This is a genomic window from Ruegeria discodermiae (assembly GCF_030758345.1).
Taxonomy (GTDB): Bacteria; Pseudomonadota; Alphaproteobacteria; order Rhodobacterales; family Rhodobacteraceae; genus Ruegeria_C.
In genome coordinates this window covers 1-10,517 of sequence record NZ_JAVAMO010000041.1, presented here as the reverse complement: position 1 = coordinate 10,517, position 10,517 = coordinate 1, and the positions used below count along the sequence as shown (strand labels likewise).

Annotated in this window: 9 protein-coding genes and 1 pseudogene; 4 read left to right on the top strand and 6 right to left on the bottom strand. The window is 57.3% G+C overall.

Annotation, left to right across the window (positions count from 1 at the left end; translation table 11 throughout):
- Window positions 1–352 precede the first annotated feature (352 nt).
- The 5 genes from Q5Y75_RS28040 to Q5Y75_RS28020 all read right to left on the bottom strand — a co-directional run bounded on the left by Q5Y75_RS28040 (window position 353) and on the right by Q5Y75_RS28020 (window position 5,641).
- A complete protein-coding gene (locus Q5Y75_RS28040; RefSeq protein ID WP_306203586.1) occupies window positions 353–1,273 on the bottom strand; it encodes an SMP-30/gluconolactonase/LRE family protein in 921 nt (306 codons plus the stop codon).
- Window positions 1,270–2,154: an ABC transporter permease gene (locus tag Q5Y75_RS28035; protein WP_306203585.1), complete on the bottom strand. Its 885-nt coding sequence runs from the start codon at window positions 2,152–2,154 to the stop codon at window positions 1,270–1,272. The genes Q5Y75_RS28040 and Q5Y75_RS28035 overlap by 4 nt, the downstream gene beginning before the upstream one ends.
- A gap of 47 nt (window positions 2,155–2,201) precedes the next feature.
- Window positions 2,202–3,125 (bottom strand): ABC transporter permease, encoded by a 924-nt coding sequence (locus tag Q5Y75_RS28030; protein ID WP_306203584.1) that lies wholly within the window; start codon window positions 3,123–3,125, stop codon window positions 2,202–2,204.
- A gap of 3 nt (window positions 3,126–3,128) precedes the next feature.
- Window positions 3,129–4,553: an ATP-binding cassette domain-containing protein gene (locus Q5Y75_RS28025; protein ID WP_306203583.1), complete on the bottom strand. Its 1,425-nt coding sequence runs from the start codon at window positions 4,551–4,553 to the stop codon at window positions 3,129–3,131.
- Window positions 4,554–4,615: 62 nt separating this feature from the next.
- Window positions 4,616–5,641 (bottom strand): ABC transporter substrate-binding protein, encoded by a 1,026-nt coding sequence (locus Q5Y75_RS28020; protein WP_306203582.1) that lies wholly within the window; start codon window positions 5,639–5,641, stop codon window positions 4,616–4,618.
- A gap of 204 nt (window positions 5,642–5,845) precedes the next feature.
- On the opposite strand from Q5Y75_RS28020, the gene Q5Y75_RS28015 reads away from it, so the two are divergent.
- The 3 genes and pseudogenes from Q5Y75_RS28015 to Q5Y75_RS28005 form a co-directional block, all read left to right on the top strand.
- Complete coding sequence (locus Q5Y75_RS28015) at window positions 5,846–7,033, top strand: GAF domain-containing sensor histidine kinase (RefSeq protein WP_306203580.1); 1,188 nt, start codon at window positions 5,846–5,848, stop codon at window positions 7,031–7,033.
- Entirely contained in the window at window positions 7,030–7,743 is a 714-nt protein-coding gene (locus Q5Y75_RS28010; protein ID WP_306203579.1) for a response regulator transcription factor, read from the top strand. The genes Q5Y75_RS28015 and Q5Y75_RS28010 overlap by 4 nt, the downstream gene beginning before the upstream one ends.
- Before the next feature lie 66 nt (window positions 7,744–7,809).
- A pseudogene (locus tag Q5Y75_RS28005) lies at window positions 7,810–8,117 on the top strand (transposase family protein); the annotation flags it as partial.
- Between the two features lie 9 nt (window positions 8,118–8,126).
- Here the strand turns inward: Q5Y75_RS28005 and Q5Y75_RS28000 are convergent.
- Entirely contained in the window at window positions 8,127–9,008 is an 882-nt protein-coding gene (locus tag Q5Y75_RS28000; protein WP_306203577.1) for a helix-turn-helix domain-containing protein, read from the bottom strand.
- Window positions 9,009–9,381: 373 nt separating this feature from the next.
- Between Q5Y75_RS28000 and Q5Y75_RS27995 the strand changes: the two genes are divergently transcribed.
- Window positions 9,382–10,287: a hypothetical protein gene (locus tag Q5Y75_RS27995; RefSeq protein WP_306203576.1), complete on the top strand. Its 906-nt coding sequence runs from the start codon at window positions 9,382–9,384 to the stop codon at window positions 10,285–10,287.
- Window positions 10,288–10,517: the final 230 nt, after the last annotated feature.

The window sequence follows — 10,517 nt, the reverse complement described above, 5'->3', positions numbered from 1 at the left end:
TAACAAACAAAAGGTCTACGTTCTGGCGTTTCAGGCTGATGGCAGAGCCCTTCTGCGGCTTCAAGATGATCCGCTCGAAACTGGAAGGTGGTGAATCTCAGACGACGGGCACACCATTCACTCGCAGTGGCCCATCGCAGCGGATGGTGACGTACTGGATGTGTATTATCGTCGGTTGAATAACGGCCTATTCGCAGCACGCACGCTGGACGACCGACGTAGCTCATACTTTTTCATTGGAGAAACGCCACCTGAACTCAGGTCAGTTTAACACAAACGGCGTTGAACCAATAAGATACCCGGAGATCTACCACGCCACCGTGCGCGGGTTCCGCATCTGCCCGTCTTACATTCAGCCAGGATGTGTCCATGGCTCTGCGCCACAAATGTCGATGAAAACACGATAAACTGCGGTCGTGGCCGTGATGAACAATCGGTGCCCATCTGGACCGCCGAAGCAGATGTTCGAGACCACCTGCGGGACCAGGATTTTGCCAAGGCGATGGCCATCAGGAGCAAAGCAATGCACACCATCCGCCGCCGAGGACCAGAGGTTGCCTTGGGCATCCGTGCGAATGCCATCTGGCAAGCCGTTGTCGATCTCAGCAAAGACGCCTTCATCCATCAGCTGTTGCGGCGCGAGCTGGAATTTGCGGATGATCGCGGGCACCTCAGGGTCATGGCTGGAGCCGCTCTCGGCGACATAGAGCGTTTTTTCGTCCGGTGAGAGGCAAAGCCCATTGGGCTGCGCCATATCGGTTATCACGGCGCTGAGATCGCCGTTAGGTGACAGACGATAGACGTACTGCGTTGGTTGCTCCTGAGCGGACCGGTATCCTTCAAAGTTGGACATGATTCCGTATGTGGGATCGGTGAACCAAATCGTCCCATCTGACTGAACAATGACGTCATTGGGCGAATTCAGAGCTTTACCCGAATAGCTGTTCGCCAGCACCGTCAACGCGCCGCTATGCTCGGTGCGAACGACGTCACGATAGCCATGTCGGCAGCCGATCAGGCGACCTTGCGGATCCCGCGTGTTGCCGTTGTTGAACCCTGTCGCAACGCGAAAGGTGCTAAGGCCCTCGGTCTCGGACCAGCGCATCAGGCGTTGGCTTGGGATGTCCGAGAAGATCAGGCACTGGTGGTCACCGAACCAAACCGGGCCTTCTGTCCAGGTGAACCCGTCTGCGAGGCAATCCAACCTGGACATCGGGTGCACGAGATGTTTGAAGCGGGGGTCGTGGATTTCGATATGCGTCGGATATTTCATAGCCTTACTCTCTTCGTGCTGGCTGCGATAACGATGCCGATAATGATGATACCGGTCAGAACGTTGCGTACGCCCGCGCCCGCGCCATAGCTGTTGAGCATCGAAACGACCAGAAACATGAACAGCGCTGCGCCCCAAACGCCCGGCACGTTCGAATTGCCGCCGGCGATGGAACTGCCGCCAATCACTACAACAGCGATGGAAGCGAGCAGGTACTCAGCCCCCATATTGAGCGCCGCACCACCTGAAAAGCTGGCCAGCAGATATCCGGCCAATCCGGCGAATGTTGCGACCGAGATATATGTTGCTGCCCGCACCGACTCGACCGGGACGCCCGCCAAGCGCGCCGCCCGTAGATTCTGGCCTGAAGCGAGAAGCCAGCGCCCCCATGCTGATTTCTCCAGGACGATCCAAACCGCGACAGCCAGCGCGATGCCAACCCACGCAACGTTTGGCACGCCGAACATGCGCCCTGTCGCAAAGTCAGCCAATTCCGGTGGTGGTTTGATCCGAAGCCCCCGGTTCGACCAGATGGCGATGGATTGATAGATCAGCGAGGCTGCAAGCGTGGCGATGATAGGCGGCAGACGCAGTAAGAAGATAAGCGCGTAGTTGGCCAGGCCTGTGCCAAAGCCCACCGCGAGGGCCACGAACAAGCCAAAGAATGCGGTGCCGGGTTCGGACCCCATGACCTTCAGCGCCAGGGTCGCCGACAGCGTCATTGAAGCCGGAATCGAGAGGTCGACATTGCCAGGCCCAAGCGTGATGACAAGCATCTGCCCGAGACCGACAATAGCCGCAAATGCGCCAAAGCTGAGTGCTGCATAGGCCAACTCTCCTGCCCCACGACCAGAGGTCAGCGCCAGTGTCAGAAAGAACACGATCGCCGCCGCTCCCCAAGACCAGATCCAAGGTTTTGAGAGTGGATTCATACCTCAAGCCCTTTGCGGCGAAAGATCAGGCGAGCGGCCAGGACGAGGATCAAAATCGTTCCCTGCGCACCTATTTGCCAGTCGGGCGAGAGGCGCAGGAAGTTGAGAAAGGACGCCGCGAGTGTCAGGGTCAGCGCCCCAATCACCGCACCCACCGGGCTGATCTTGCCACCTACGAATTCACCGCCACCCAGGATGACCCCTGCAATCGATATGAGCGTGTAACGCAGGGCGATATTAGCATCGGCCGAGGTTGCCAGACCCACAAGTGCCATGCCCGCCAACACTCCAAAAAGGCCCGCCAAACCATAGGCCAAGGCCTTTAGCCGGATGACAGACCAACCCGCGCGCTCGACCGAGCGGGCATTGCCGCCTACGCCGCGCAGAACCGTGCCCACGCGGGAGCGGATGATGAGAATATGGGCCGCAGCAGCGATCACGATAGAGGCGACAACAGCCATCGGAGCAATCGGCGGCTTGATCGTCATCAGGCTGCGCAGCCAATTGGGACTGGTGCCACCGGGGCTCGGCAAGATAAACAGCGCCAGCCCCCCCCAGACAAAAGACATGCCCAACGTCACCACAATCGCGGGCAGTGCCAAGGCGTGGATCACCGCACCCAGCACAGCATAGGTCACAATCAGCGCCACGAGCATCAAAAGACCCAAAAGCGGTGCATCGTTCAGGTATGTCGCAGTGATACACGCAACCAGACTGACAAAGGCGCCCAGCGACAGGTCAATATCATTGACCATAATGATCATCATCTGTGCAATCGTGGCCAGCGCGATGGGCACGGCCAGATTGAACAGCAGGTTCAGGCCAAAATAGCTCATGGCACGCGGCTGCATGTAAAAGGTGGCACCCAGCAAAACAGCAAGGGACACGATAGGCAGCAAAATCCGGTAGTGCGATGCCATCTTTCAGGACGCCTCTTGCATCTGGAAGGACGCCTCGAGGATTCGTTCTTCGGTGATTTCGGCGCCCGTCAGCTCAGCACTGATTTCGCCGTCCCGGAACACAAAGACCCGGTCGCATTGGCACACTTCTTCGGTCTCTGTTGAATACCAGAGAAACGTTCGCCCCTTTTGCGCCTCATTGCGAAGCATGGCATAGACATCCTGTTTGGTGCCAATATCAACACCGCGCATCGGGTCGTCCATCACCACGATGGGCGCTGGACTGGCCAGAGCGCGCGAGAACAGGACCTTTTGCTGGTTGCCGCCCGAAAGCGACAAAACCGGGTTTCTCACATCATCCGTTCGGATGCCGATGCGGTGCTTCCAGTCTTCTGCAACAGACGCGTCGCGTTTGGCGTCGACAAGCCCCCATCGGGCCCCCTGCTGTAGAATTGAGATCGACACATTTCGCAAGATCGACCAGAGGGGTAGAATACCGTCCCGCTGACGGTCGCCAGCCACAAAGACTACCTCGGGATTCTTGCCGCTACGCCATGCCGATGATCGCGACAGGTAGAGCCGCGCAAGGGCAGCCGCTTGGCCGTGACCCGCAAGGCCGGAAAGACCAACAATCTCGCCTTGGCGCGCCGAAAGGCCTTGATTGGTCTGCACCACCACTGGCCCAAATTTGCGCTCAAGATCAGCGCCGCCTTCCGTTTCACCGGTGACATGCCCCATCGCATCGACCAACCCTTGTCGGGAAAACGCGGCCGTGGGTTTTTCTGCGACCACTTTGCCATCCTTCAAAACGACAATGCGGTTGGCCACTGAAAAGACCTCGGCCAGCATGTGCGAGATGAAAATGACCGCACCGCCGTCCGCGCAAAACTGACGGATGTGGGCCAGCAATTGTTGGGCGATCCCAGCATCCAGAGATGAGGTGGGTTCGTCCAGAATGACAAGCCGCGCTTCAGAGCCGCGCGGCGCAAAACCGATCGCGATTTCAACCATTTGGCGTTCGGCTATAGACAATGTGTCGATCTCGACATCCACTCGAACCCCATGCCCCGGGAAGATGCTGTCGAGGCTGGCCAACACTTCCTTCCCCAATCGCTTGCGCCACCCAAAGGGCGCTGCAGCCTTGTGAGACACTAGGAGATTCTCGGCAGCCGTCAGGTTCGGGCAAAGCGACAGTTCCTGAAACACCGAACGCACACCAGCCGCATGTGGGTCGGTGCCGTTCGCGAACTCGATCCGCCCTTCTGTTGGGCTTAGCCCACCGTTGATCAGGTTGACCAATGTCGACTTTCCGGCGCCGTTGTGACCGACGAGGCCGATGCAATCACCAGAGCCGACAGATATGCTGATACCGTCCAAAGCGCGCACAGCGCCAAAGTGCTTTTTGGCCTTGGTCAGCGCGACGATCGGGACGATCTCATTTTCGTTCATGGGTACTCCATCGCCCGACAAATAATGGGGCGGGCCCGACGGCCCGCCCTTCATCAAGCAGATTACTTCGCGTCAGCGATCACTGCTTGCGCATCTTCGAGCGTATAGGTGACGTTTGCCACCGAACCGACCGGCGTCGCAGCCAAAGTTTCGTCGAGCGTGTCTTGGGTGACTTTCAGGAACGGCACGGTCAGATCCTTCGGCACCTCTTCCCCTGCCAAGACCTGTTGTGCGACCCAAAAGGCAAGGCTGGCCACACCCGGCGCAATCGAGAGCGACAGTGTCTCGTAACCGTTGGCATCCCGCTGTTCGGCCCACCACGCCATTTCATCCTGACGATTACCCAGAACAATCAAGGGTGTTGGGCGCCCGGCAGCCTTGAAAGCCTGCGCGGTGCCGTATCCGTCGCCGCCCTGAGTCACAACCCCGACCACGTCAGGCAAGGACGGCAGGATGCCAGCCACGTTTTTCTGGGCCACGTCCTGGGCCCAATCACCGTGAACCGACCCCACGATCTTGAATTGGCTGTGCTCGGCTACGCCCTCGTGAATACCTTTGGAAATCTCGTCGTCAACAAATACACCCGCTAGGCCCCTGATTTCCAGAAGATTGCCGCCCTCCGGGAGGCGCGTTGCCAGAAAGTCGACTTCTTCCTTACCCATGGCGGCAAAATCGACAGCTATTCGCCAAGCACAAGGCTCGGTCACGATGCCGTCAAAGCTAACGACTGTCACACCGGCGTCGCAGGCTTCTTTAACCGCCCCGTTCAGCGCCGTGGGTGAAGCAGCATTCAGCACGATGGCATCATAGCCTTGCAAAATCATATTTTGGATCTGCGCGGCCTGCTCGGTGGCTTGGTTCTCGGATGTTGTATATGCGTCTGCTGCAGACACTGCGCCATCTGCAACGGCTGCGCTGCCGATCTCTTCCCAGCTTTGCAGCATGGCCTGCCGCCACGAATTGCCGGCATAGTTGTTCGACAAAGCAATTCTCTTGCCCGAGGTATCAGACAGCTGACCATCGGCCTGTACTGTGCCAGCCAGCAATCCAAGACTTGCTGCACACAGCAGCACTTTTGAAATTTTCATTGATTCCTCCCTAACACGCGCCTCCGATGCGCTCTTGGTCGATCCAAGACAGGAGCAACCGATCAAAGCATGGGAGGTTGTCACAGGCGCTGTAAAGATCATCCACCGCAGACTTGTTGCGGGTTCCCGCAAGACATGTGCACGTCATACGGTTTCTTTTTTCAAAGTGGGCGTTAAAATTGCGGGAGAACGCAGAGACACCTGATGAAAGCGCGAGCCAGACCGACCACGACACCACAGCGCGAAGACGTCGTTCTTCGGATCGCGGCGCATTTGACAGAACGCACCGATATCTCATCCGCTTTGGAGGCTGTGGCCGACGAAATCGCAGAGGTTATTCCTTTCACCCATGCGGATCTCTGTCTGATTGACCGTCCCGGTTGGCTGACCAGCTACGAGGTAGGCATTCGCACAAGATGGTCACAGGCGCGTACACGGCTTGCTGTCTCGCCGATCCGGGATCTCATACAAGGCAAGATTGATGTCATGCTCTGCGACAACGCGATGGAGGACCCGCGCCAAACCTTCGATGGTGCGGTGTCGGAACCGATCTTCAAGCATGAACTGCGCTCGCGGGTGCATGTGCTTTTGAAGGTCATGGGGCAACCCATTGGGGCGTTGAACATATCCCATTCGACACCGGGTATTTACACTGCTGAGACAATCGCGCGGGCGCAGTATATCGCCGATGTTCTCGCTCCTTACTTCCACGCGTTGCACACGGCCGAGACTGCGCAGCGCGTTGCTCGGGTGGGACAAGAGGCGCGCGACCGCGAAGAAGGTTTGCGTCAAGGCGCGCGGGAATTGACAGAGGCGCTAGAGCACCAGAAACAGCGTATCGGAATGGATTTACACGACCAGACGCTGGCGGATCTGACGCGCATGCTGCGCGATATCACATCCGACGCGCCACCGTCCAATCAGGAACTGGCCCGCAGGATATCCCTGACCATTAACGATCTGCGTCAAATAATTGATACGGCTGTGCCGACGCTTTTAGAGTTGTTTGGGTTTGCCCATGCCGTGCGGGTCCATCTGGAGCGGGCGGCGGGCTCAACACCGATTGAGCTTCATGTGACGGACGAGACCAACGGGGCTCCTGACCGTCTGAACGCGACCACGCGCACGACGCTTTTTCGGATCGCACAAGAAGCCATTAACAACGCGGTGCGCCATTCTGGGGCCAATCGCATAGAAGTCACGATCAAATCCGAAATGCCGCAAGGCTTTGCAATGATCATTCACGACGATGGCGCAGGCATTCCCAAGGAACCCGCGCGCCAATCTGGCCTGACGAATATCCGCACCCGCGCACAGCTGATCGGCGCAAACCTGTCGATCCGAAACTCTGCAGGCACGTCGGTTCAGGTCAGCATGGAGACACCATCATGAGAGTCCTCATGGTCGAAGACGACCATTTTCATGCGTCATATCTGCAAGATGCTCTGTCTGAAGCCTTGCCCGAAGTGACCGAAATCTTCCATGCGGAGGACGGCGAAAAGGGCCAGGATGAGGCGCTGCAGGGCCGCATCAGCGCTGTGGTCATGGACTTGCAGATGGGGCACCGAAACGGGATCGAGGCTGCACGCTCTATTTGGGCCCAGCGACCCGAGACCAGAATTCTGTTCTGGTCGAACTATGCCGACGAAGCCTATCAGCGCGGGATCGCGGATATCGTACCCGAAGACAGTGCCTATGGTTACGTGCTGAAGACGGCGTCGCGCGAGAACTTGAAGCTGGCGTTGCGCGCTGTTCTGGTCGAGGGGCAGATCATGGTCGACCGCGAGATTCTGCGTCTGCAACGCAGCAACGCCGGTCCGCGCAACCGTCTGGATGACAGCGAGTTCAATGTACTGTTGGACCTGGCGTTGGGTCTCCAGGACAGGCTGATCGCCGAGCGCCGCAACATGTCACTACGTACCGTGCAAAACAGGCTTCTGTCACTTTATGACAAACTTGGCGTCGACCTGAGCGTCGAAGACCAGATACCCTTTAACAAACGTGTCCGAGCGCTCAATCGGGCCATGGTGACCCGGACCATCAACGTCGCGACATTAGAAGCCGCTCAGCGGGAATTCGAAGAGTGGATGCGAGGACGCTAATCGCGCCGCTGGGATGTGTCCTAAACTTTGGCCAGCCTGCGGCACCTTAGGGAAGCGCGGACATTCAGCCAAGGGCGGTCGCTCAGCCTTTTCGTCACCGCTGGTCAAGTCAGTGACTACATGGGTCCGCGAGCGCTGCTGAGCAGCTTGCCAAGGGTCGACTGGCTCAATGGATACGCGCCTGCATCTCGGGTCGAAAGCAACGTAAGACTACCGTGAGGTACGACGAAAGCCGATACAAAGGGCGTAACTGAATTGAGATCATGTTCGACAGGTCGAAGGATTGGCGGCGCGTGGCGATACGCTACCACAGATGCCCAAAGGTCTTTCTATCAGCAATCGCTCTCGCCGCGACCATCATCTATTGGGTATGAAACCTGACCCTAGTCCAATGCAAACCTGCTGCCCGGTGATAACGATTCAGGTGAATCCTGTGGTTTCGCTCCAGCATAGGAGATGACCATCGCATTGCGAGCTTCGATGAAACGTGCCGGGCTCATCCCAAAGTATCGAGTGAAATCGTGAGACATGTGCGCCTCATCATAGTAACCGGTATCGGCCGCCACTTTGGCGAGGGTAGGGTTAGGCCCGGCATTCAGATACCTTATCGTGTTGTTTAGCCGAGCAACGGACGCATAGCGTTTTGGGGCAAGGCCGACGGTTTCAGTGAATTGCCGTGTAAGGGTGCGTTGCGAGATCTCGAATTGTTCCGCGAGATCTCTTACTTTGATCTGGCCGTGCGTGCGGTCGATTTCCGCCGCTATGGTATCGACGATCGATCTCCGGTCAGGTTGGGTGCGCAACTGGTCCAGGAGCATCCGTGAGAACGCTGCAATCCGAGCGGCTTGGTTGCGCGCTGCGGCGATGTGGTCGAACATCCGTTGGACGGCGCGGCGAGGAAGGAAGTCTCGAACATCGACAGAAAGACCGTTGATCTCTGAAGCCGGCAGACCGAAGAGGCGCAACATCGCCGAGGGTTTGAGTTCTGCCATTATATGGCCGATCTCGCCGCTATAGCGCACATTGATGTCGTCTTCGCCAACCTGGCCACAGAAATGAAATCCGGTTGCGCTTGTCCTTTGAGCCGCACGTTGAGATGAGATCGGGTCGCGAAACACGAAGCCGATGAAGCAACGCCCCGTTGGGAAAGGTCGGATCTGGTAGTCCACGTTGTAGTTGATATCGGCGTAGAGGAAGCGCTCGACAAAAGGTGCGACCGCCGGCGGCGGGGGGCAGATCTTATAGATATCCGGTGCTGATGTCATAGGCTCATCCATCGCTGCGACCGCCAGCGCAGAGGCGGTCAGAAAAGACTTTGCCCGCTTTCTCTTTGATCAGGACCCGACTTCGCCGACATTGAACCTCTGGGACAATGACAAGCAGCTTGACTAATGGCCGTTCAAAAGTCCCGCAGTATTCTTAGCTGATATGCACGGGCAGCAATAATGGCCATTTTTTACAATTCAGGCGGTTTTGGCAAGGTTTAGGCTGATGCAGACCTAGATCGGATCCGCCATTCGGGCAGGGCCGAGTTTTTCAGGGGCGCCGAGCCTGCGCATTTCGCGGGAAACAGTTGCGAAACACACCGCCTTCGGCATCACCCCTTGTCAGGTACAAGACTGAATCTCGGGGAGCACCATGGCGAAACCGCGAAAACACAAGGTTAAAAAAGGCGAAGATATTGCCAAGATCGCCAAATCCTATGGCCATGCCTCTGGTGGTGACATTTTCTACCATGGCTACAACAAGGCGCTGCGCAAGTCGCGCAAGTCGCCTGAGGCGCTGACTGTCGGAGATGTTTTGGTCATTCCGCGCACTGAGGCAGAGAATCTGCAAGCCCTACTTTGGATCGCACAGACCGAGGCCGAGCGCGACTTGTCTCAGGGACTTCTGGCCAGGGCCGACGAGTTCTCACGCAAGGCCGCCGCTGCCACGAAGCAATACAATAACAACAAGAAGTACTGCGATATGATGGTGAAGGAAATCGAGAAGGCGGCAAAGGATATCGACGGAATGCTTGTTACCGTCGATACCATCAACACTGTGGCGACAATGTTTGTGGGCCTTGGGGCTATCACCAAGCGCTCGTCGCTCGCCGCCAAGGCGACGGGCAAAGAACTGGCCGCGATCAACAAAGAAGCCGCCGGGATCGCCAAGGGCATGGCCAAGAAACCGATCAAGGACGGTGCGGCGAAGAAGGGCATCGAGTATCTTAAGACCGACAAAGACGTATCCGAAGTCGGCAAGCGCGTCGCTTATGCGGCGGAGATCGGCATGTCGGTGACGAGCCCGTCCTTCTGGGCGAAAGGCCTTGTCGCGATCTGGAACGGTAAGTCGCTGGGCGAGGCCCTGGCATGGGATCCGGTACGTGAACTGAACAAACAAGCAAACAAGGTGAAGATCGACTATGGCAAACGCAATGCGGAGTTGTTCTCGGCGATCAAGGGCCTCGAAAAGTCGGCTTCAAAACTGATCGGTATGGTCAAGGATGCCGAAAGCCGAGCGCGGAAGCTCAGCAAATCGCTTGAGGCAATGCCAGCCTAGGCCGGAATCTTTCCAAGGAGAACGTGCGAGGGAGGCAAGGGCAGTTGAGAGTGACCAAAAGTAATCTTGCAAGTTGCAACGGTGGCGCCGGGAGTGCTTGCCGAGAATTGTGGATGATGCATCTCAAGCGAACGAAACGCCAACTTTCGCCATTCGCCAATATGCTTGAGATTTAAGAGCGTGGGGCTTCAGCATTTTGAAGCGCAAAAAATACGATGCCGGATTGGATT

Coding starts and splice junctions, on each gene's coding strand:
- Q5Y75_RS28040 (WP_306203586.1), bottom strand. CDS start 1,273: ATGAAATATCCGACGCATATCGAAATCCACGACCCCCGCTTCAAACAT.
- Q5Y75_RS28010 (WP_306203579.1), top strand. CDS start 7,030: ATGAGAGTCCTCATGGTCGAAGACGACCATTTTCATGCGTCATATCTG.
- Q5Y75_RS28000 (WP_306203577.1), bottom strand. CDS start 9,008: ATGACATCAGCACCGGATATCTATAAGATCTGCCCCCCGCCGCCGGCG.
- Q5Y75_RS28025 (WP_306203583.1), bottom strand. CDS start 4,553: ATGAACGAAAATGAGATCGTCCCGATCGTCGCGCTGACCAAGGCCAAA.
- Q5Y75_RS28030 (WP_306203584.1), bottom strand. CDS start 3,125: ATGGCATCGCACTACCGGATTTTGCTGCCTATCGTGTCCCTTGCTGTT.
- Q5Y75_RS27995 (WP_306203576.1), top strand. CDS start 9,382: ATGGCGAAACCGCGAAAACACAAGGTTAAAAAAGGCGAAGATATTGCC.
- Q5Y75_RS28020 (WP_306203582.1), bottom strand. CDS start 5,641: ATGAAAATTTCAAAAGTGCTGCTGTGTGCAGCAAGTCTTGGATTGCTG.
- Q5Y75_RS28015 (WP_306203580.1), top strand. CDS start 5,846: ATGAAAGCGCGAGCCAGACCGACCACGACACCACAGCGCGAAGACGTC.